General features: G+C 44.3%; 5 protein-coding genes. 4 read left to right on the top strand and 1 reads right to left on the bottom strand.

Annotation, left to right across the window (positions count from 1 at the left end; genetic code table 11):
• Positions 1-5 precede the first annotated feature (5 nt).
• Positions 6-416: an acyl carrier protein gene (locus K1M91_RS08100; RefSeq protein ID WP_232801237.1), complete on the bottom strand. Its 411-nt coding sequence runs from the start codon at positions 414-416 to the stop codon at positions 6-8.
• An 815-nt stretch (positions 417-1,231) separates the two neighbouring features.
• Between K1M91_RS08100 and K1M91_RS08095 the strand changes: the two genes are divergently transcribed.
• From K1M91_RS08095 to K1M91_RS08080, 4 genes are all read left to right on the top strand, one after another.
• Positions 1,232-1,960 carry a 4'-phosphopantetheinyl transferase superfamily protein gene (locus K1M91_RS08095; protein WP_232801236.1) on the top strand — a complete coding sequence of 243 codons (729 nt, stop codon included), beginning with the start codon at positions 1,232-1,234 and terminating at the stop codon, positions 1,958-1,960.
• Positions 1,961-2,610: 650 nt separating this feature from the next.
• Positions 2,611-8,973, top strand: coding sequence for a type I polyketide synthase (locus tag K1M91_RS08090; protein WP_232801235.1), 6,363 nt, complete (start codon positions 2,611-2,613; stop codon positions 8,971-8,973).
• The gene (locus tag K1M91_RS08085) at positions 8,970-18,725 is read left to right on the top strand and encodes a non-ribosomal peptide synthetase (protein ID WP_232801234.1); all 9,756 of its coding nucleotides are present in this window, start codon (positions 8,970-8,972) and stop codon (positions 18,723-18,725) included. Before K1M91_RS08090 ends, K1M91_RS08085 begins: the two co-directional genes overlap by 4 nt.
• On the top strand, positions 18,722-25,051 hold the full coding sequence (locus K1M91_RS08080; protein WP_232801233.1) for an aminotransferase class V-fold PLP-dependent enzyme: 6,330 nt from the start codon (positions 18,722-18,724) through the stop codon (positions 25,049-25,051). Before K1M91_RS08085 ends, K1M91_RS08080 begins: the two co-directional genes overlap by 4 nt.
• Positions 25,052-25,089 lie beyond the last annotated feature (38 nt).

The raw sequence follows: 25,089 nt of genomic DNA, 5'->3' as shown, positions 1-25,089 counted from the left end.
TTTCTTTATGCTAGCTCTGCAGTTTGCTGGGTAGCAGAAACCGCTTTGGTATTCTGTTTATATTCAATAAAGTCAACGAGAACACTGACTCTAAAGAATATACTGGCTTGTTTTTTATCATAAAACTCGCTCAAGCAAGCACTCGATAGATGTGGGCATTGGCTGTTTAACTTACTCCGTACTTCATCACTGACTTCACCCGAGCTATTAAGAAATTGCCCTTGCTGTAAGAACGCAGGGAAGATGTCGCCAGGCGCAATCGTTAGGTCATACTCTTGTTCTAATGCATAAATAATGTCGACGAAATCGATTGATTCCGCAGCTAAGTCATCGACTAAGTTCGCCTCTAAGGTTATTTCTTGTTGCTCTACGCCGAGCACCTCTTCCAGCATCTTGGTGATATTTTGCAAAATCATGGTCTCTCCTTTTGATTAAATGTTCTGCGTTAAAAAACATAACAGTAAATAAAACCCTTTTAAAACAATAATTTAAATTATTTTTTTCGTGGGCGTATAGATCCTCCTCTCTTCATTTTGAAAAGATTTTTCATTTTATAATTGGTAGTCACTTTGACTATAAAGACGGTTTAATCGGTTTTAGATAATAGGCGTAGTTCCTTTTTGTAGTGATAAGTGCTAATAAAAGGTTTTATTCCGGTGAGGTGTATAAAAGTTATTTAAATCAAACTGTTAACAAGATGTGACAGGTGTACATGACTGTATTTAAAAGAATTCTTGATTGATGTGTTAGCAGCGGCAAAATATAAATAGTTGTAGGAAAAGAATGGTATTTTGTGAACTACGTTATTTGATTGGTAGATTTGGGCAATATAGGCTTGTATTTTTAGACTTATATGTGGTTAAAGTTAGGTTCGCGCTGTTAACGCGTTTGAAGATAAACGATGGCATGTAGACTAAACATGTTCGTTAAGCTCTACATAACGTCATTCCTAGTCCTTTGTGGATATGATTTTAGCAATTAGATATGTCAACTGAGTGAGGGGGAACCTAGGCAAACCCATAAATGTTTTTTGAACGTTTAGTGGTGTTTTCTTAGGCGAATATCTGTCGGTAGTTAAGCCATCAACAGCCTTAGAAGTATGATTCTACGGCGTTTCGTATAATAAAATGTTACTTGTTGAAGGTTATGCTCAAATATTGTACGTTCATGCTTTTGCTCTAAGGAGATGTTTTTTGAAATTTTTATTTAGTATATCTGAAGGGGCAGAGCCTTGAGCTATCATCCTACATTGCCCGTAACAATCAATGATTTCATCCATCGTATAGAGACGCTTGAATTACCCACTTTTTCAAACCTGATGATAGTGAAATGTCATTTTGACATTGCACGATATCAGCTGAATATGTTTGAGATGCTGGGGGTGGATTGTCCTGCTGAAATTGCAAATTCTGTCTATAAACGTCAAGCTGAGTTTTTAGCCGGTCGGTTTTGTTCCCAGCAAGCTCTACAGTTACTCTCTACTGAGAGAGTAACTATCAATATAGGTGAAAATCGTGCGCCAATCTGGCCAGATAGGATCATTGGCTCAATTGCCCATAGCAAGCAAATTGCGTTGGCTGCGGTAGCGGAGGTTTCTTCCTACCAATACATTGGTATTGACTGTGAAGGTGTTATAGACAAAGCGTTAGCAAGTTCCATTGCATCAACTATCGTCACTAACAATGAACTCAATTTACTGACATCTTCTGGTGTTGAGTTATTAGCGACTGCCGTTACGATCGCTTTTTCATCTAAAGAAGCCATGTTTAAAGCGTTATATCCTAAAGTCGGCTATTACTTTGACTTTTCTGTCGCGGAAATAATTAAAATAGACTTATTAGAAAACCTGCTCTTCATTCAATTAATCGAGACATTATCTCGTGATTATAAGAAAGGTGACATTTTTAAATGTTATTTTTACTTTGATGAACAACATATTATTTCTCTGATGGCCCAATAACCCTAAACGCCATTTCCTATTTCTTTTCCTTTTCCTCTAAACTTTTTTTGAGCTGCAAGTCATATCTAAATTGCCATTTAATCAACTAAAAATACATGATGTTATTTTTATCGAATAAAGCGATATGCAACTACATTAATTGTTACTTTCACAGCATGTTCAGCATATAAAAAACCTTATTAATGTTTGTTAGTGACCTTTATGTTACTAGTCTTTTCTGGCGTTAAATCCCAATTAATAGTATTCAATTGGTTTATAATTTCGTAATTATTAATTTATGTGGCTAATTAACCTATTAAAATAAAGAATGGTCTTGTGTTAATAATTGGTTAATCAAATGTTTAAAAAGGTGTATTGAATGATTAAAAAGTGTCGTTTAGTATGTTGTCAGTTGATTCTGTTGTGATTGTGAATTGGTTGTTATGAGCTTTTTAATTTATTTTTTATTGCTTTATTTGGGTTGCTTTAGTTCGGCAACATATTTCCTATCTAACAAAAAATCTTACCTTTATCTAAGTACGTAGTTTCATTCTTTAGAAATACATACTTACTGACTTAAAACATAATTAAAGCGCTTAAACTTACATAATTTATTTTAACATCTACCCTCATTTGAAAATTTTGACTGCTAAATATAAGAGTTTGATGATATGAACATAAATGAAAATACAAATAGTAATGATATCGCTATTGTCGGCATGTCATGTCGCTATCCCGGTGGCGTAAATTCACCTTCTCAATTTTATGATTTCTTGTTAGCGGGTGGCGATGGCATTGTTGATGTGCCCGCCGATCGCTGGGACATCAACTCTTATTACGACAGTGATAAAGACAAAGTTAACCGCATGTATGTTAAGCGTGGTGGTTTCATTGCGGACATAGACCAATTTGATCCACAATTTTTTGGTATTTCACCGATAGAAGCCCCCCATATCGACCCACAACACCGATGGCTACTTGAGCTGACTCACGAAGCCTTGGAAAATGCAGGACTAAAAGCGGGGACGTTAAAAGGCAGTGACACAGGCGTATTTATCGGTCAGTTCATGCATGATTATGAGCAAATTCAACTGGACTCAGCCGCCCATGGCATGATCGCAAGCCATTCTGCGACGGGGCCATCAATGACCCTGACCGCTAACCGCATTTCTTACTGTTTTGACTTTGTTGGGCCAAGTGTCACTTTAGACACGGCATGCTCTTCTTCATTGGTCGCCTTAGACATGGCCTGTAAATCCCTGTTAACCGGAGACAGTCGCGTCGCGATAGCCGGTGGTGTCAATATTCTACTTCGCCCTGAGTTAACCATGTCGATTTGTAAAGCATCGATGTTGTCTCCCGATGGCCAATGTAAAAGTTTTGATGCCTCTGCCAATGGTTATGTGCGCAGTGAAGGCGCTGGCCTAGTGGTGGTTAAAAAACTCAGTGATGCGATCGCAGATGGTGACAATGTATTAGCAGTAATTAAGGCTTCTGGGGTTAACCAAGACGGACAGACCAGCGGGATAACCGTACCTAATGGCGATGCACAGCAACGGCTGTTGAAAAAATCATTAGCTAAGGCGGGTTTTACTGGTGCCGATATTCAATATGCAGAAGCCCATGGCACGGGCACCGCCGTTGGTGACCCCATTGAAGTTAATGCACTCGGGCAGACTTTAGGGCAACGTCAGCAAGGGCAAGAGCAATGTGTTATTGGCTCGGTAAAAAGCAATATTGGCCACACCGAGGCAGCAGCAGGTGTCGCCGGATTAATTAAAACGGTGATGGCGATGAATGGGGGAGTGATCCCTAGAAACATCCATTATCACAACACTAATCCGGCGATAAATCTAGCCGAGTTAAACGTTCAGATCGCCAGTGAAAATAAACCATGGCCTGTGGCACCGGGACAAACTAAAAAAGCCATTATCAATTCATTTGGCTTTGGCGGTACTAATGCAAACGTAGTACTAGAAGAAGCGCCTCAGATCACTGTAAAAAATGACCAAAATGCAACCACTAAAGTCATTCAAAGCTTATGCTTGAGTGCTAAAACAAGCCAAGGGCTGAAAGGACAAGCACAGGCTTTTATTAACCATATTAACGCAAATGAAGCTGTCTCGATTGATAGCATTTGCGCCGAGGCGGCATTAAGTCGCGAGCACTTTAAACATCGTTTAGTGGTTAATGGTCAAGATAAAGTGCAAGTATTGGCAGGGCTAGCAGACTTTATTAACGATACCCCCGCGAATAATTATGCGCAGTATTCAGTGACGCCACAAGCTTCAGGGCCTTTGGCATTCATCTTCTCAGGCATGGGGACTACTTGGCCGCAAATGGGCATGCAGTTATACCAAAAAGAGCCTGTTTTTGCTGCCATGATGGACAAGTGTAGTGATGCAATACAAGCCTATACAGGATGGTCATTGGTTGAGCTGATTGCCGATGAGACAAAACCTAATGCTATTTATGATACTGAAATTGCGCAACCGGGCATTTTTTCTGTTCAAGTTTCACTGGTGGCGCTACTCGCTAGCTGGGGTATTAAAGCCGACGCTATTGCCGGACACAGCGCTGGAGAAGTCGCTGCCGCTTATTGTGCGGGCGCGTTAAGTTTTGACGATGCAGTAAAAGTTATCTATCACCGCAGTCAGCTGCAGCAGACCACCGAAGGGCAAGGGAAAATGCTCGCCGTCGCACTAACAGAGCAAGAGGTGGCACCTTACTTAGCTAATGTTAGTGATAAAGTTTCCATTGCCGCCATCAATAGTGAAACTGCGCTTACCCTATCGGGCGATGCGGACTGCTTAACGGATATTTTTAATCAATTAGATAGCAAAGGAATATTTGCGCGATTTCTAAAAGTAGGTGTGCCTTATCACAGCCCAGTGATGGACCAATTAAAAGCGCCGCTGATCAATGCCCTTAACGATATTGTTGTGACAACGCCGCATACGCCGCTGTATTCAACGGTTTCAGGTAAATTAACGCAAGTAGGTGATTGGGATGCGGCCTACTGGGCTGACAATGTCCGAGAGCCGGTATTATTCAAAGCCGCCATTGAGGCGATGAGTCAAGATGGCTTGACTAGCTACATTGAAGTGGCCCCCCATACCGCATTAGGAAGTTCAATCGAAGCAAACCTTAAAAGTGCTAAGGCGGTTGCGGGCATCGTGATCCCGACCATGAAACGCGGTGCGGATGATAACTTAATGTTGGCCAATACCTTAGCCAGTTTACATTGTCATGGTGTTGACGTTGATTGGCAGCTGCAATACCAAGCTATGGGATCGCCTGCGCAATTACCAAATTATGCGTGGCAACATGCAAGCTATTGGCAAGAGCATGAAGACGTGAAACAAGCGCGCTTGTATAACACGCAGCCTCAAGGTGCATTTGCGCGCAGCCTACATCCATTACTGGGTGGCCGACTAACCTCCACTGCTGCCCTTTGGCAAAACAAGTTAGATTTACAAGAGCAAAGCTACCTTATCGATCACCAAGTCGATAACGAAATTATCTACCCCGGTGCGGCTTATGTTGAAATGGCCCTCAATGTGGCTAAATCTCAACCTGATTCAAGTGATGCGGGTTTTTGTATTGAGAACATTGCATTCCTGCGCGCATTTTTTGTTTCACCGAAGCAAACGCAAACCTTAGAAACCGTTTATCAACAAGAGACGGGAGAATTTACCATTTCGGCCTGTCATCCAGACTCCGGTCAATGGTCATTGTATAGCCAAGGTCGCATCAGTAATGATGTTGTACCACATGGGCAACAAACTTTTGATTTAATTGCGATAAAAGGGCAACTTGGCGCCCAGCAAAGTAAAGCGGATTTCTACCAGCACTGTCATCAACTGGGCTTAAATTACTTAGATTGTTTTCAAGGCGTTGTACATGCTTGGCACGATGATATGGACAGTCTAGTTAAAATTGAGTTACCAACTCAATTACAAGAGCAGCTTTCGACTCACATGCTACATCCCGCTATTTTAGATGGCGCATTTCAAAGCCTATTCGCTACCATCAGCAGCGCGTATTTACCCGTGAAAATTGGCCTGATTAACTATTTACGCAAGCCAACAGCGATCAGCTACGGTTATTTGCAAACTAAATTTAAAGATGCCCACGAAATTAAAGGCGATCTTTACATTTTGAATGAACAGGGTGAAACGTTGATAGAGTTAATTGGCGTTGAGCTAAAAGCTAATACGTCACAACTGCAAGATCAGCAAGCGACACTCGCTTCTACCTATCACTATCAATGGCTTGAAGATAAGGCGTCAGAAACGACCAAGATAGCGCCTGGTCATTGGTTAGTGTTTGCTGATGAGCAAGGTGTTGCCGCAGCGCTCACTCCGCAACTGAAAGCCCTTGGCCATCAAGTCACCAACGTACCTTACCAACAGCAAGCATCGGTTGAACTGAGTCAACAACTGCAAGTGATGTCGCAACAGGTGACAGGCATTATTTACTTGTGGGGACTTAATAGCGCGATTAATCAAGAGCAACATTTATCGCCAGCTTGCGATCACAGTACGATCGTGCCGTTAGACGCTTTTCAAGGCATAAATAGCGTCAGTTGGAAGCAAGGTTTGCCAATTTACATTGCGACTCAAGGCGCGTATCAACTTCCGCAGGATGAATGCTTACCACGCCCAGAGCAACTGGCGTTATGGGGGTTTTCTCGCGTATTGGCTTCAGAGCATCCTGAATATAGAGTAAGTTTGGTCGATCTTGATATTGCTGCGAACGAGGCGGTGATAAACCTGCTCACAGATGAGGTCAACAGTCAGCATTTTGAGCAAGAGTTATCTCTGCGCGAAAGTGGTCGTTTTGTGCATCGTTTACAGCGCACCAAACATGAGACCATCGCACAAAATCAACATTATATTGTGCCAATGACGGACACAACCCACTATCAATTGGGCCTTCATCATGCGGAGCAAGGTAAAACCTTAATGCCATATTTGGCAGAAAAGCCGACGTTGCTCGCGGGTAACGAGCTGGTTATTGAATTGGAAAAAGTCGTGCTTGAATCAGCACAGCTATCCAGTTTGGTTGAGTCTAGTCAAACTAATGCGAGTAAAGCGCAAGTTTATGCTGTGCAGGGACGCATTGTAACAATGGGCGCAGAAGTGTCAGGCTTTAGCTTAGATGAGGTTGTTGTTTCAGTGACGACGCAGCCACCAGCATCATCGATTATTTGCCGTGCTGATTTAGTGATTAAGGCGCAATCTAGGCTCGATTTAGGTGCACTAAAAGCGGCACTGATTAACCAAATGACTCTAACCTCTTTAGCGGATGAGAAGGGCACCGTCCTTGTACATCAAGGCACATCTGCAGCTGCAATTGCTTTATGTCAGCAGCTCACTAAGCAAGGTGTGAATGTTGTTGTAACAGTTGCTGATACAGAGCAGCGTGCATTATTCAATCATGTAGACGTTGCTGGGGTATGCGAATCACATCAAACGCAAGCATTAGCCGATTTATTGCAAGGTTTTGCCGTTAGTCAGGTGGATGCAGTGATTAATTTTGCAACAGGGCCACAGCCGCTGCGTATTGCTCAATTAATCAAACCAGCAGGTTTGTTTGTTAATTTGACTGATAGCGGGAATGTCGCGCTGTTTAATGTTTTACAAGAACATGACATTCGTTATGTGAAGTTGGATCTCGCAACATTAATCACGCATCGTCCTCGTCAAATTAGTCAAAGTATGCAACTGCTCCAAGCTGATGACAACGAGTTACATCAGGTGTCTGCGCCACTTGAGACCTTCACTTTAAACAACTTGGCTCAAGTAACGTTGCAGTTGCAGCAGCAAGATAGCCAAGTGCTGCTCGATCTAAGCCAACGTAGTGGCAAAGTGCTAAAAGCGGTGCCAGAGCCGGTGATTACAGGCGAAAAGAGTTACTTAGTTACGGGCGGTTTAGGTGGTTTAGGCCTAGAAATTATGGCTTGGTTGGCTCAGTCTGGCGCGAAGTCGATTGTGTTAATGGGCCGCAGCGCCCCTAAACCAGACGCATTACATGCCATTGAATTGGTGCGTGAATTGGGCGTAGAGGTGTTGACGTTGCAAGGGGATGTGAGCCAGCTGGGTGACGTTAAACGTGTTGTTGAGCAAATCAATGGCAGGGCATACCCACTGGGAGGCATTATTCATTCAGCGGGTGTCTTAGACGATGCCACTATTATGCAGCAGAGCCATGAAAAGTATCAGCGCGTGTTGCAGCCGAAAATTCAAGGCAGCTGGAACTTACATTTAGCTACCCAAGCCATTGAACTCGACTTTTTTGTTTGTTTCTCTTCCATTGCCGCCGTCGTTGGCTGGGCAGGGCAAAGCAACTATGCCAGCGCCAATGCCTACATGGATGGTTTGTGTGCTTACCGCCGGGCACAGGGAAAACCTGGGTTGTCAATTAACTGGGGACCGTGGGCTGAAGCTGGTATGGCGGCTAACTTAGCCAGTGAAGATATTAAACGGATGAATAATGCCGGTATGGCAGCGTTAGCACCTGATGCTGGGTTACATGCGATGGCGCACTTGATGCAATCATCCATGGCGCAGGCTGGGGTGTTTGATCTTGATTGGTCAAAAATATTCAATCAACAGGTTAATCCTAGCCAAGCCACGGTATTTAGTCAGTTCTTTGATTTAGCCGACGCCAGTCAGTTAGATGATTTCTTGGGACGATTTAATAGCAGTGAAGGGGATGAGAAGCGCCAAATTTTATTGGAAAAGGTAACTGACACCTTGGCCATGGTGCTTGGTCTTGATTCAAGTGAAAACTTAGAGCCTAACGTCAATGTGTTTGAATATGGCTTGAACTCATTAATGGGCATGGATTTGAAAAACCGCTTACAAGCAAGTGTTGATTTACCGCTACCTGCTACCTTGATTTTAAAACACCCCAGTGTCGATGCGATGACTGACTTTATTCTCGCCCACGCCTCACCTGCGCAAGAGGTCGCACAAGAGGCTATTTCAGTAGTACGTGAGTCGCAAAAAGTGAAGGTGAGCATATGAGTATGAAAGCGTTAGTTGAGCGTTGTTTAAGCGAAGCTATCTCGCTGTCACTCAACGATGATGGCGGCATTGATATTCATGCCGAAAGTGAAATATCCAGTGCCACGATTGAGCTACTAAAGGCGAATAAAGCAGAGCTGATTGCATTTTTAACGTCGCAGCAACAGAAAGTTGTAGCCAAGCCGTTAAGTGCTATTGCGGCAACGGGACAGCCAGTTGGACCGCTGTCGTTTGCGCAGCAACGTTTATGGCTGATCGATCAAATTGATGGTGAAAGTAGCCAGTACAACTTGGCGACGGCTTTGCAGCTTAAGGGCATGTTAAATGTGGATGCGTTGGAGCAGGCGATAGCGCAAATTTGTGCTCGGCATCAGATCTTACGCACTTTATATCGTGTTAATGAAGATGAAACGGTGCAGCAAGTGGTCAGTGATGACTGGGCATTTAAGCTAACACAAATTGACTTGACCGAGCTTGATCAGGCGACACGCAAAGAAGAAATAGCGGCCCTTATTGAACAAGACGCACAGTGCTCGTTTGATTTAAGCACTGAGCTGATGCTTAGGGCCACTTTAGTAAAGGAGCAAGAGCAGCAATTTGTGTTACTGCTTACCATGCATCATATCGCGTCTGATGGGTGGTCGCGTCACATTTTGTGTGACGAAATGTTTAGCCTATATAATGATTTTAGTGCTGGCCGCGCGCCAGCACTGCCAGAGTTGCCGATTCAATACAGTGATTATGCAAGGTGGCAGCGTACCGAGTTATCGGGCGAAACACTTGAAAAATTAACTGGCTATTGGCGTGAAAAGTTAGCCGGACATTCCGGTCAGCATAGTCTGCCACTTGATAAAGCGCGGCCTAAGGTATCCTCGTTTAAAGGGCAGACCATTGTCAGGAAGCTTGATGTTAGCACCACGGCGCAGTGGAATCGCTTCGCACAACAATCGGGCGTCACCCTATTTATGTTGCTCCATGCAGGACTAGTATCATTATTGTCGCGCTACAGTAATGACACCGATATCGTGATTGGCACGCCGACGGCGAATCGAGATAATGATCAACTGGCGCCTTTAGTCGGCTTCTTCGTTAATAGCTTAGCGTTAAGAACAGAGCTAAAACAACAATGTAGCTTTAATGAACTGTTGCAACAATGTCGTGACTGTTTGTTAGATGCGTTTGAACATCAACAAGCGCCATTTGAATACTTAGTTGAGCAAATGCAGGTTGAGCGCCATCTAAACCTTAGCCCAATTTTTCAAGTGATGTTGGCATTGCAAAACAACGCGGCGGGGATCCCTCGCTTGGCGGGCATGGAAATAACCCCTGTTGAGCAACAAAGCCAAACTGCGAAATTTGATTTAAGTTTAGATGTGATTGAAACTGAGACTGGTCTTGAGCTTTCGTGGGAGTACGCCACTGATATATTTAATCATGACACCATTGCCAGCATGGCGGCGCATTTTGAGCACTTGTTACAGCAATGTATGGCTGCACCGACGCAGGATATTTTTACCCTCGCCATATTAACACCGCCAGAGCAAACCGCCCAATTAGCGCAATTGTTGGCTCCAAGTATGCCAGACAACTTACCCTGCATTCACCAATTGGTTGAACAACAGGCTGTTTCTGAACCTCATACCAAGGCCTTGGTTTGGCAGAATCGTTCATTGACTTACCTTGAATTGAACCAGCAAGCGAACCAATTAGCTCACTTACTAAATAAAGAGCATGGCGTTTGCCAAGCCCATCGTGTTGCTTTAATGGTTGAACGCTCAATAGAAAGTATTATTGGTCTGCTGGCAATCTTAAAACTAGGCTCGGCTTATTTACCCCTTGACCCAGCCACACCTGCGGCGCGATTGAGTCATATTTTGCAAGACAGTGGCGTTCAGCTTGCGCTGACGCAGCAACGCTTCAGTCAGGTTATAGCGCAATTGAAGCCAGATCTCGCTCGCGTAGAGCTTGATCTTGAAGCAACGTTACAGCAATGCTCAGAGCAGCCAAATGCAAACCTGCCGCAAACGGTGTCGGCGCAAGATGTGGCTTATGTTATTTATACCTCTGGCTCTACTGGGTTGCCAAAGGCGGTGTTACAAACTCATCAAACCATCACTAACCTAGTGGCTTCTACTGCCAAACATGACGGCTTATCAACGCCTTTACGTACGTTACAGTTCACGCCACTGACGTTTGATGTGTCGATACAAGAACTAGCCACCACTTGGTACACTGCCAGTGAATTAGTCTTAATCACTGAGGCTGAAAAAGCACAATTAGACAAATTAAGTGAACGGGTTGAGGCTTTGCAGATCCAGCGCTTATTTGTGCCGCCAGCAGTCATGCAATTGGTTGCTGAACAAGCCTTGTTACAGCACAAGAAACTACCAGAATTGCAGCAAGTGATCGTGGCTGGTGAAGCCTTATACATGAGCGTTGAGCTACGCCAGTTTTTTGATGGTCATCCATCCTGTGATCTCTGGAACCATTACGGGCCAACGGAAACCCATGTTGCAACTACCTTCAATGCCACTCATTCGGCGGCAGATTCTTGGCCCGCTATCGGCGTTGCAATAGAGGGGATTGACAGCTTGATCCTTGGCCCCAACCAACAATTGTTGCCTGCAGGTTGTGTTGGTGAGCTTTATATTGGTGGCGTTGGATTGGCGCAGGGCTATTTAAACCAAGACGAACTGACGGCAGAAAAATTCATTCCGCATCCATATCGCCAACAAGATGATGCGCGTTTGTACAAAACAGGCGACCTCGTGAAACGTAGCCCAGACGGGCAATTGTTGTATATAGGCCGACGTGATAACCAAGTTAAATTGCGTGGATTCAGGATTGAACTGGGTGAAATAGAAGCAAAATTATCTAGTTGTGATGGAGTCGTTGCTGCGGCGGTGTTACTCAAACAAGATCCTCAGCTGCAAAAGCAACTGGTAGCCTACGTTAAACTGCTCAATCAGCAAGTAAAGCTTGAACAGATCAAAGTGCAACTCAGTGCTAACTTGCCAGACTATATGCAGCCCAGTCAATATATCGCGTTAGACGCTTTACCGTTAAATCGAAACGGTAAAATTGACCGCCACGCTTTACCAGAGCCTGATTGGCAAGCCAAGAGCCGTGATTATCAGGCGCCGAGCAGCGCAACAGAATTAGCCTTAAGTCAGATTTGGCAAGATGTGCTTGGCCATCGCCAAATCGGTTGTAGTGATAACTTTTTCCAACTAGGGGGCCACTCGTTATCGGCAACCCGTGTTATTGCGCGTGTCAATCACCAGTTTGGCATCAATTTAGCGGTGAAACAGTTATTTGAGCATCAAACGTTGGCACAACTGGCGCAAGCGATCAGCTTAGCCAATGTCAGTGATACAGAAAAATTCACTCCAGTCTCTCGTGATGAGCCTATATTGGCATCGTTTGCCCAGCAGCGCTTGTGGCTGCTGGACAACATACAAGGGGGCAGTGCGCAGTATAACATGCATGAAACATTGCAACTTGATGGCCACTTAGATTTGGATGCCCTTAACCGTGCATTTAGCTATATTTTAGCGCGCCATGAAAGTTTACGAACTTGCTTTCAAACCGATGAGCAAGGGGCGGTTTATCAGCTGATCCAACCCGCCAGTGCAATGACCATAGCAGTTACGGACCTCTCGTCACAGCCTATGGCACAACAAGGCGTCAACAGCCAACAGATCATTGAGCAAGAGGCCAGTCGTCTGTTTGATTTATCTCAAGATATGATGCTGCGCGCGCAACTGATCCGCTTGTCAGCGCAAAAACACCAGCTACTCGTGACCATGCACCACATTGCTGCTGATGGCTGGTCTATCTCCATTTTAATGAATGAGCTCAGTCAAGCTTACCGTGACTATGTGGCGGGAACGGAGGTTGCTCTTGCGCCATTAGCATTCCAGTATGCCGATTATGCGCACTGGCAACGGCGCTTACTCAGTGGCGAACGTTTAGAGCAGGACCTCAATTATTGGCAAGCTAAATTACAAAATTTACCCTTGGTTCACAGCTTACCACTTGATCATGCAAGACCTGATCAACAAAGCTATCGCGGCGCACAATTAGAGCAAAACCTAAATCTAAGGACCAGTAATGCTTTTAAAGCACTTTGCCAAAATAATGATGCCACATTATTTATGGGGCTACACGGTGCGCTCGCGAGCTTGATTTCGGGTTACAGCAATGAAACTGATATTGTGATTGGTACCCCGATTGCTAATCGCGAGCAAGCTGAAGTTGCGCCGATGATTGGCTTTTTTATCAATAATTTAGTGCTGCGCTCAGATTTAACAGGCAAGCCCACCTTTGCGCAGTTGCTGCGCCAAAGTAAAGCGACCTTATTGGATGCTTATGATCATCAACAAACGCCATTTGAGCAAGTGATAGAGCGACTACAGCCTGAGCGCAGTACTAGTCATGCACCGTTATTCCAAATTTTATTGGTGCTACAAAACAATGAAACGGCCAACGTTGATTTACCCGGCATTAGGGTTAACCCAGTTGCTTTAAACGCGCAAATAGCGAAATACGATCTCAGTATTAATGTAAAAGATACCGAACAAGGCTTGTCGTTTAGTTGGGAATATAATACCGATATATTTAAGCCAAGTTCGATTACCGCGATGGCCGAGCACTTGACACAATTAATGGATGCTATTTGCTCGTCTCCCGACAGCCCTATCGCCAATTTAAATTGGATCTCAAAGTCTCAGCTTCACCAGCAGCTCGTGGCCTGGAATGATACGCAGACACACTATCCGGATAATGTTTGCTTACAACAGGTGTTTGAACAAAAAGCAGTTGAATTTGCCGATCAGTTAGCTGTTGCCGATACCACTACACAATTAACTTACGCGCAATTAAATGCTAAAGCGAATCAGCTAGCGCATTATTTACGTGAGCAGTACCAAGTAGCGCCAGAGCAGTTAATCGGTGTTTCTTTAGCGCGCTCTGTCGACACCGTTGTCACGCTTTTGGCTATCTTAAAAGCGGGTGGCGCGTATCTGCCCCTTGATCCGCTTTATCCGCCAGAGCGCTTAGCCTTTATGCTTGACGACAGTCAGGCCAATTTGGTGATCACGCAGCAAGACATCGCCGACAAGATAGTTAACTTAGGCCGTCACGTTGACACCTTGGTGTTAGAGCAAGCCAATGATGCAATATCAAGTCAAAAGACGTCAGATCTTGAGATGAATGACCAGCACTGTCGTCAGTTGGCGTATGTGATTTACACCTCGGGCACCACGGGTAAGCCAAAGGGGACATTGCTTGAGCATCGCGGCGCGGTGAACTTGGCCTTTGGCCAGAAATCGGCGTTTTTGGTCAGCGCGCAAAGTAGAGTGCTGCAATTTGCCTCGTTTAGTTTTGATGCGGCAACGTTTGAGTGGCTGATGGCGTTAATGCATGGCGCATCGCTGCATATTTGCAGTGATGACAGCCGCACCAACCCTGCATTGCTGCAACAGATGCTGGTTGAGCAAAAAATCACTCATGCCACGTTACCGCCCTCCTTATTGCCCCACTTAGACATTGAGGCTAATTATGTGCTGCAATCACTTATTGTGGCGGGCGAAGCGTGCGACCCACTGCAAGCTCAGCGCTGGTCACAGCGTTACCGTTTAATCAATGCTTATGGTCCGAGTGAAACCACTGTTTGTGCCAGTGCGCAAGTGATTGAGCCTAACACGCCGTTAACCATTGGCCGCGGTATCGCCAATACTCAGTTGTATGTTCTAGGCGCCAATCTAAACTTGTTGCCTGTTGGCGCAGTAGGGGAGCTTTATATTGCGGGAGATGGTGTTGGCCGAGGCTACTTAAATCGTGATGATTTAACGGCACAGCGCTTTATTGAACACACATTAATCGCGGGCGAGCCAGCCACTCGATTATACAAAACCGGTGACTTAGTGCGCTGGCAGTCAGATGGTCAGCTGGTCTTTTTAGGCCGAGCGGATGACCAGGTGAAAATACGTGGTTATCGCATTGAATTAGCCGAAGTAGAGCAACAAATACTTAACGCCGACGGCGTTAAGCAGTGTGTGGCATTAGTGCGCGAAGATAAACCGGGCCAACCCTATTTAGCGGCCTATCTTGTTGCGAGCAAAACCTTGGTTGAGACTGAGCAAAAAGTGCTAATAGAGACGGTGCGCGCTCAGCTAGCTGCGCAATTGCCAGATTACATGATCCCAAGTGTCATGATGTGTCTTGAGCAGCTGCCACTCAATAGTAATGGCAAGATAGATCGTAAAGCCTTACCACAACCAGACTTAAACCAAGGGCAAGATTATGTTGCGCCAAATTGCGAGCTAGAGCGGCAGATTTGTGAGATCTGGCAGCAAGTACTGAAACAACCGCAGATAGGGTTACAAGACAACTTTTTCCAATTGGGCGGCCATTCACTTACTGCAACCCAAGTCATTGCTAAGGTGAATCAGGCGTTTGATCTTCAGTTGCCAGTGAAAACCCTATTTCAAGCGCAAACCGTGTCGGCGTTAGTAGAAACGATTAACAGTCAAACCAGCCAACAGAGCATGGCTATTATTGCGTATGAAAAACAGGGACCGATACCGCTTTCATTTGCCCAGCAGCGTTTATGGCTGTTAAATCAAATTGAAGGCAGCAATGCTCATTACAATATGCCAACGGTAATCGAGCTTAAAGGTAAGCTCGATAACGTGGCGTTAACCAAAGCCATGACAACCTTGGTTGAGCGCCACCAAGTATTACGTACTAATTATCCTCAACACGAGCCAGTGCAAGTTATTAATGAACAGGTAAGTGTCAGTATTAATAGGGTAAATTTAGCGACACTAACCGCATCAGAGCAGCAGGCGGATCTTGAGTCAATAATGCAAAATGAGCTGGAGAACGGCTTTGATCTTGAACGTGATCTCATGTTGCGTGCAACATTAGTTACTCTTGCTAGCGAACATCATGTGCTACTGGTCACGCTGCATCATATTGCATCAGATGGTTGGTCTGTTAGCTTATTAATGCGAGAATTCAGCCTGCTTTATCAAGCGTTTGCTAAAGGGGAGGGGGATCCACTTGCGCCGTTGCCGGTGCAATATGCTGATTATGCCATTTGGCAACGAGAATGGTTACAAGGTGATTATTTAACAAAACAGTTAAGCTATTGGCAGCAGCAGCTTGCTGACTTACCCCGCGTACACAGTTTACCATTGGATTTTACACGGCCAAATTTGCCCAGTTTTCGTGGCGGAAATGTGACTCAAACCATTTCAAGTAAAACAGCGGATGGCTTACGTGGTCTTTGTCAGCACAATGAAGCAACATTATTTATGGGACTTAACGCGGCCTTTGCAGCGTTTTTATCTCGTTTTAGTAATGAGAAAGACATCGTAATTGGCTCAGCCATTGCTAACCGTGAGCAAGCGGAAGTGGCTAAATTACTTGGCTTTTTTGTCAATAACTTAGTGCTTCGATCCGATTTGAGCTGTGAGCCTAGTTTTACTGAGCTACTTGGGCAAAGTAGACAAACCTGTCTCGACGCTTTTGATCATCAGCAGGTACCGTTTGAGCAAATTGTAGAAGTTATCCAGCCTGAGCGTAGTGTGAGTCATACGCCACTATTTCAAATCATGCTGGTGTTACAAAATAATGAGCAAACTAATATTACTTTACCGGATTTAACGGTAACAGAATTGGCTTATCCTGAGCACAAAGCTAAGTATGATCTAACACTATATGTAAAAGAAACACCGCAAGGACTGGCACTCAACTGGGAATATAGCCGAGATGTTTTTTACTGCGAAACCATAGAAAAAATGGCGGAAAATTTTGCCATTTTACTGGATGGTTTAGTATCACAGCCGAGTGTGAGTGTATTTAATGTGCCGATGTTATCGGCGTCAGAATCGCAATATTTGCTGACCGAACTCAATGCCACCAAGGTTATTTTACCTGATTCTCCGCTGCCGTATCTGTTTGCTCAGCAAGCAGATACCAATGCAACGAAAACGGCGGTGTGCTTTGCACAGCGTACCTTGAGTTACCAAGATCTAAATGAACAAGCCAATCAACTGGCGCGTCATTTGAGGTCCTTGGGCGTTTGTCGAAATAGCCTTGTCGGGCTTTGTGTTGAGCGCAGCGAACAAATGATGGTGGCGCTGTTGGCTATCTTCAAAGCGGGCGGGGCGTACGTGGCCTTAGATCCTCATTATCCCCAGGCGCGATTGGCCTACATGTTGGCTGATAGTGGTGCCCAAGTGGTGATCACGCAAAGTCACTTACGTGACGTGTTAACAGTCGATGGGCAAACCGTGGTTGATTTAGACACCACCGATGTGTCTGACTACGAATCACATAATGTTGATGAAGTTGCCGTTAGCGCAGAGGATTTGGCCTATGTGATTTATACCTCAGGCTCAACAGGTCAGCCTAAAGGCGTGATGATCCAACATGGCGCGCTGACCAACTTTATGCTGTCGATGCAAGATAAACCCGGCCTGAGTCATGATGACACCTTGTTGGCTGTCACGTCACTGTCGTTTGATATTCATACCTTAGAGCTCTACTTGCCGCTGATCAGTGGTGCGACATTGGTGATTGCCAGTCGCGATGATGCCTCCCAGCCAGGTGCGCTGCGCCAATTGCTTGATAGCCATCAAGTGTCGATGATGCAAGCCACGCCGGCCACTTGGAACATGCTGATTGATGACGGCTGGTACGCCCAGCAGCCACTCAAAGTGTTGTGTGGTGGTGAGGCGTTAAGCAGTAAATTAAAAGCGGCGTTAACACAACAAATTCACATCGCCTTGTGGAACATGTATGGCCCCACCGAAACCTGTGTGTGGTCGTCAGTACAAGCATTATCAGTAGACACGCCGATCACCTTAGGGCGCCCGATTGCCAATACCCAGTTTTATGTGGTGGATAACCAGTTGCAACCGGTGCCAATGGGTGTCGCGGGTGAGCTATTAATTGGCGGAGCAGGGCTAGCGAAAGGTTATTTAAACCGTGATGCGCTAACGGCGGAGAAGTTCATCAACTTTACAGTTGGGTCATCGCCATTAGGGCGGGTTTACCGCACTGGCGATTTGGTACGGTATCAGCGTGGAGGTGAGTTGGAATACCTCGGTCGGTTAGACCATCAAGTGAAGATCCGTGGTTTTAGGATTGAACTGGGTGAGATAGAAGAATGCTTAGTGAAGCACCCAGCGGTGGCGCAATGTGTGGTCATGGCACAAAACGATCCAGACTTGATTGTGGCCTATGTTGTGAGCAGTGACGGGGTGGTTGATGTAGCGGCATTTAGTCATCAATTGCGCAGTTATTTGAGTGAACAGCTGCCAGATTACATGTTGCCAGGCAGCCTAATGTTACTTGATGCTATGCCACTGACGGCGAATGGCAAAGTGGATAGAAAAGGGTTACCGGACCCTGACTTAAGTCAAGTGCAAGGGGAGTATGTTGCGCCAACGACGGACACCGAGCAACGTTTAAGTGAGATATGGCAACAAGTGCTGGGACTGGCTCAAGTGGGAATAAACGATAACTTTTTCCAATTGGGCGGGCATTCGTTAAATGCAACTAAGGCGGTCACCAAAATCAATAACGAGTTCAACATCAATCTCGCACTGAGAGATTTCTTTAACAATGAAACCTTGGCGCAATTGGCGGTAGAAGTGGACAGGCTGGATACGCTATTCAGTGTGCAAATGGATCAAGACGATAATTTACTATCTGATGAAGTGGAATTGACAATATGAATGCAGTAATGGATTTACTAAGCCAATTGAAAAAGAGTGGCATACGAGTAGGGTTAGATAGTAAACAAGATCTGGTTATTCGGGGTAATAAAGCGGCATTAACGCCAACTTTAGTGGCGGCGTTAAAATCATCAAAAAGTGAGATAGTTAGCTATCTAGCAGGTAATAAAAAAGCGGAGTCTATCGTCACGATCCCACGACTTGAAAACCGTGCCGATTTACCCTTGTCATTTACTCAGCAGCGCCTTTGGTTGTTAGACCAAATTGAAGGTGCTGGCGCACATTATAATATGTCGCAAGCGCTGAAGATGACAGGTGAGTTAGACCTTGCCTTACTCAAACAAACCTTTGCCATGTTACTGGAGCGTCACCATACCTTAAGAACGGGCTTTTATGCCGGAGAAAATGGGGAGCCGAAGTTATATCTGAAATCAGCAGAAGACTTTTCATTGGCTACTATTGACCTATCAAATGAACAAGATCAGGAGGTTGCCCTCAGTCGAATTGCAGATGAACAAGTCAATGGTGTGTTTGATTTAAGTTGCGATTTTATGCTACGCAGTGCGCTGGTAGTCCTATCTGAGCAGCAGCATATTTTGTATGTCACCTTGCACCACATCGCGAGCGATGGCTGGTCAATGACGGTATTGGTAAAGGAATTTATCAGTATATATAACGCCCTATCAAAGGGGGTGTCAGCGCCTTTAACTGAGTTGCCTATTCAATATGCAGATTATGCAGCATGGCAAAGACAATGGTTGCAAGGTGAACGGTTGGACAAACAATTGGATTACTGGCAACAACAACTGGCAGGATTACCATTGGTTCATGGTTTACCTTTGGACAGACCACGCACTTCTACACAGACATTCTCAGGCAGTGTTTATGATCAACAGCTTAGCCTCGGTTTAAAAGATCAACTTAGTCGCGTTTGTCAGCAAAATGACGCCACTCTCTTTATGGGGTTACACGCGGCATTTTCAACACTTATTGCTAGGTATAGTAATGAGACAGACATTGTGATCGGCACCCCTATTGCAAATAGGGAGCAAGCAGAAGTTGCAAATATTATTGGTTTCTTTGCCAATACCTTGGTGTTAAGAGCTGATTTATCCGATCGCCCTAGTTTTAATCAATTATTGCAGCAAAGCCGAGATAATTTATACCAAGCTTATGCACATCAACAAGCACCATTTGAGAAAGTTGTCGAACGCTTAAACCCTGAGAGAAGTGCGAACTATAGTCCTCTATTTCAGGTAATGTTGGTGCTGCAAAACAATGAGCAGGCGAAGTTTGAATTAGATGGAATGGTGTTAGAGCCCATTACCGTTGATACCAAAGATGCCAAATTTGACCTCACTTTATATGTTAGTGAAAACCAGCAAGGTTTGTCATTTCGTTGGGAGTACAATTCGGATTTATTTGACGCCGAAACGATAGCCCGAATGGGCTTACACTTTGAATTGCTATTGAAGCAATTGACAGTACAGCCCGATCTTAGTGTGTATCAGGCTAACTTTTTAAGTGAACATGAACGCCATCAACAATTAGTAGAATGGAATCAAACGGAAACACCTTACCAACGCGAATTATTGCTACATCAAATGGTAGAGCATCAGGCTACAACATCACCAGAAAGCGTTGCAGTGATTTTTGGCGAACAGCAAATAAACTATGGACAGCTAAATGCTAGCGCCAATCAATTGGCCCAATATTTATGCCAACAACGACAAATAAGAGCAGGGGATTTAGTCGGAATTTGTTTGCCCCGCAGTGTTGATTCATTAGTAAGTATGCTGGCTATTCTAAAGTTAGGCGCGGCTTACGTGCCGTTAGCGGCTAATTATCCAGCAAACCGCCTTGCTTATATGCTAGAAGATGCGCAGTTAAATACGGTGCTCACATGCCTCACTATCATGGAAACGACGCCGATTTCAGCAACGCAGGCGGTCTGTCTTGATGCGATAAATGTTATTGATGCATTGGCACTTTGTTCTGACCAGTTCCAGAGTGCAGAAGCGGTTAACTCAGAAAGTGTGGCCTATGTCATTTATACTTCTGGCTCCACTGGAAAGCCAAAAGGGGTGCGGGGCAGCCACCGAGCGATGGTTAATCGTATTGAGTGGATGAATCAATATATACCAGCTGTTGCACAAGATGTATTTTGCCATAAAACTTCACTGGCTTTTGTTGATCATGTCGCGGAAATATTTCAGCCATTCTCATTAGGTAAACATCTTGTTGTGCTGAGTGATGAGCAAGTTCAAGACATACCGAGCCTGATACAAGAAATTAATCAGCATCGTATTTCTCGGATCACTTTAGTTCCCTCGCTATTAAGGGTGTTGCTGGATAGCTTAACTAAGCCTAATGCGCTTCCTTCATTGCGCGGCGTTGTTTCCAGTGGTGAAGCGTTAACCATGGATGTGGCTAAAACATTCCAGCAAAAACTCCCAGATGTGAGCTTATACAATATTTACGGCTCAACTGAGGTCGGCGCAGACGTACTGGCTTATGAGCTTCGCCATACAGATTTCGATTTGAGCTTATTGCAGCATTTTGTTGATCAAGAGGTTGCGTTAGACACCGAGCAAAATGCTTCGCAATCATCGATAGCCGCCCCTCGGTTAGGAGCTGATGTAACTGGGCTCAGTCAACATTTTTGTGGCACTGATATGCCCCTTGTCGCGACGTCTTTAGAGCAATACCTTGCTGAACTAAAAACCAATGTGTTACCAGGCATAGTGGATGTTACCGCGGATACTTTCGTTGGCCATATGACCTCTAAGTTACCCAATTTCATGCCTGAAATAAGTAAGATTATTGCTCAGCTAAACCAGAACTTAGTGAAGATTGAAACATCAGGTAGCATGAGTTTAATTGAGCGCCAGGTGATTTCGACCTTACATAAGTTATTTTATAACTTTGATAATCGCTTTTATGATCGACATAGCCAAGACCCACAGCATGTGTTCGGTTTGGTCACCAGTGGCGGCAGTTTATCTAATGTGACCGCGTTACTTTATGCCAGAAATAATGGCTTGATCAAAGCCGGTATAGAGAAAGAAGCCCTTGATATGTATGGTCTAAATTGGGCTCTTGAACAAAAAGGTTACCAGCGTATGGTGATCTTAGGCAGTCGTTTACTGCATTATTCAATGAAGAAAACAGTTTCTCTATTTGGTATTGGCCAAGCCAACTTATTGGCGATTGAGCAAGACGATCAACTGCGAATGTCGATTCCGCACCTTGAGCAAACCATCAAATACTGCCAAGAAAATAATATCTACATCGCGGCTGTTATCGGCATTGCTGGCGCGACGGAAACCGGTACGGTAGACCCATTAGAAGATATTGCCGCAGTGACGCGACGTCATAAGTTACATTTTCATGTGGACGCGGCGTGGGGCGGTGCATTTCAATTCTCTAATAAGTATCAACATAAACTAAGAGGTATTGAACAAGCAGATACCATTACCCTTTGCCCCCATAAGCAATTATATCTACCACAAGGCATTAGCTTGTGTTTATTCAGAGACACCGGTAGTTTGCAAGCCATTACGACTCATGCTCACTACCAAGCGCAACCTGGTAGTTTTGATATGGGGCAATACACTTTAGAGGGCTCTCGACCAGCTAATGCGCTGTTGTTACATGCCAGTTTGCATTTAATTTCAAAACCCGGATATGGCCGATTAGTTGAGCAGAGCATGGAAAAAACGGCTTACTTTGTTAAGTTGATTCAAGCTTCTAACTGCTTTGAAATTGTTGGTTCGACCCCTGACCTGAATATCATCAATTACCGTTACGTGCCTTGTGATTTACGCGCACTCGAACGCCCTTACACCTTGGCAGACCTAGAGCGTTTAAATGATGCTGTAGAGGTGATTCAACAAGAACAATTTAGAGCTGGCCGGACATTTGTGTCTAAAACAACCTTATTTTTGGACGCTCATGGCGTCAATGGAAGCCGCGTATTTAGGGTTGTACTCAGTAATCCACTAACGGAATTCAACAGCTTACAAGCAGTATTGCTCGATCAAATGCAGATTGCTGAAGAGTTTGTCGAGGCTAGCGGTAGCCAAGGGGTTAATCGATTCAACCAGCTAGCAAATCCCGCTCATCATGCGCTTGATAAATGGTTTATTCCTGTTGGTAAGCCTCTCGCTAATGCCAAAGTGTACGTTCTTGATCCGGAGTTAAATTTATTGCCGGTTGGCGTGACGGGGGAGCTTTATGTTAGTGGCGATTGTTTAGCCATTGATTACTTAGGGCAAGCTGAATTGACCGCTGAAGTTTTTGTTAACAGTCCATTTGTAGCCAATCAACGCTTATATAAAACGGGCGATCAGATGCGCTGGCGCGCAGATGGTACATTGGAATTTGTCGGCCGTGATGATCATCAAGTAAAAATACGCGGTTGTCGGATTGAGTTAGGTGAAATAGAGCAAACATTACTGGCCCATGAGCGTGTTAGCCAAGTACATGTTATCGCCAAAAATAATCCTGATCGTATCATTGCTTATTTGGTATCTAGTGAAGTTGAGCAAGAAGGAACACAAAACCTATTAATCGAGCAAGCTAAACAACTTGTGGCGTGTAATTTGCCTGATTATATGATGCCGTCGATTTTTATTGTGTTAGCCGCTTTACCCTTAAACCCAAATGGCAAGATAGATCGCCATGCGTTACCTGAGGGCGACGTGAGTCAGACGCAAAATGAAATGGTCGCACCATCAACACCACTTGAAGCACAACTTTGCCAAGTTTGGCAAGAAACACTTGGCTTAGAAACCATAGGTATAAGGGATAATTTTTTTGAGTTAGGCGGAGACTCTTTAACTTTAATTAAATTGGCTTCTAAATTATCTAACCTTGGTTTTAGTGTTAAAGCGCAAGATATTCATCGACAGCAAACAATTGAAAAATTGGCGAAAGTCATTCAGCAAAAAGCTCAAGTAGACCTTCACCAACTCAGTGGTAGTGAGATAAAAGGTGTTCCATTACTACCAAGCATTCATGAGATGTTTGAGTTTGCACAAGGAGAGGGGCGTCAAGGGGATATTAATCACTGGAATAGCAATATTATTCTTGAATTTAAAACCGGCTATCTTAATATTGCTCGCGTTAATGAAACCATTAACTTGTTGATGAAATACCATAGTGTATTGAGAGCAAGAATTAATATTCAATCTTCAGGCGCCAAGCAATTGAATATTATTGCACACCAAGATTATCACTTATCAACAGTTGATTTAAGTTCGTTTCAGTTGACTAAAAGTGAAAAACTAAAAGAAGTGATGGCTGAGCTCCAGCTGTCAATTAACTTAACAAGTAATCCATTTCAAGTGTGTTTATTAAATTTCGGCGAAGCAGACCATTCTTACTTAGCCATTACTATACACCACGCTCTAGTAGATGGTTTCTCGTGTGGTGTATTGAAAAATGACTTCTTATCTATATACCAACAACTTGAGCAGGGCGGAAAAGTAACCCTCCCTGAGCGAGATATTACTTATCCAGCTTATGCTCAAGCGTTATCAGAATATGTGCAATCAGATCAGATGCAGTCTGAGCTGGCCGTTATGAGTAATTTTGATTGGCAGCAAGCGCAACCATTGCCAACTGATTATCCAGGAACGAATTTAGTTTCCAGTAACCAAGGTCTTGAAGTTGAGCTTTCAGCGCAAGATACACAAGCGCTGCGCTTTGCCTTGTCTAAGCTGAACAAAGTCAGTGTGCGTTCAGCCTTGGTAGCGGCGTTAGTTAAATCCATTGCTCATCTCACACAAAGCCAGTATGTCAACTTAGATATTCAACGACACGGAAGACGTGATGAAGAAGTTGGTCAGAACCTAAGTCGATTAGTTGGTTACTTTTCTGATGTGTATACCACGCCATTTTATTGTCCTCAAGGTGCCAATATAGCGGATGAAATAACAGATATTTCACAACAGTTTTTTAATGCATCAAAGGAATTAAAATCTTTTCCATTATTACGTTACTTGAGCCAAGACTCGGCAGTAACAGCGTTAATGGATAACATCCCCCGTGCTGATATTGCCTTGAATTTATTAGATGATGTTGAGTCTATTGAGTCGGAAGAAGTAGGGGATATTCGATTGGTTTCTTATGATGAGGTTGATCATCACAATATTTGGCGTGATAAAAAATTAACCCGAAAATGGAAAATATATGTTTTAGCCCATGTCGTTGCGGGACAAGTTAAAGTGACTTTTTCATACAGTGATACCTTGTATAAAAAAGAGACAGTCGAGAAATTGGCAGAGCATTTTCTAAATGAACTGACTCGGTTGATAAAATAAAAATGATGAGAGCTGGCTAGTAATAGCCTAATGGAAAC

This window comes from Motilimonas sp. E26 (assembly GCF_021278025.1).
Lineage (GTDB): Bacteria > Pseudomonadota > Gammaproteobacteria > Enterobacterales > CBDFNC01 > Motilimonas.
The sequence above is the reverse complement of the archived record's forward strand: the minus strand, read 5'-3'. Positions and strand labels throughout refer to the sequence as shown.

Excerpts from the sequence above, each read along its gene's own strand:
- K1M91_RS08100 (WP_232801237.1), bottom strand. The coding sequence starts at position 416 with ATGATTTTGCAAAATATCACCAAGATGCTGGAAGAGGTGCTCGGCGTA.
- K1M91_RS08090 (WP_232801235.1), top strand. The coding sequence starts at position 2,611 with ATGAACATAAATGAAAATACAAATAGTAATGATATCGCTATTGTCGGC.
- K1M91_RS08085 (WP_232801234.1), top strand. The coding sequence starts at position 8,970 with ATGAGTATGAAAGCGTTAGTTGAGCGTTGTTTAAGCGAAGCTATCTCG.
- K1M91_RS08080 (WP_232801233.1), top strand. The coding sequence starts at position 18,722 with ATGAATGCAGTAATGGATTTACTAAGCCAATTGAAAAAGAGTGGCATA.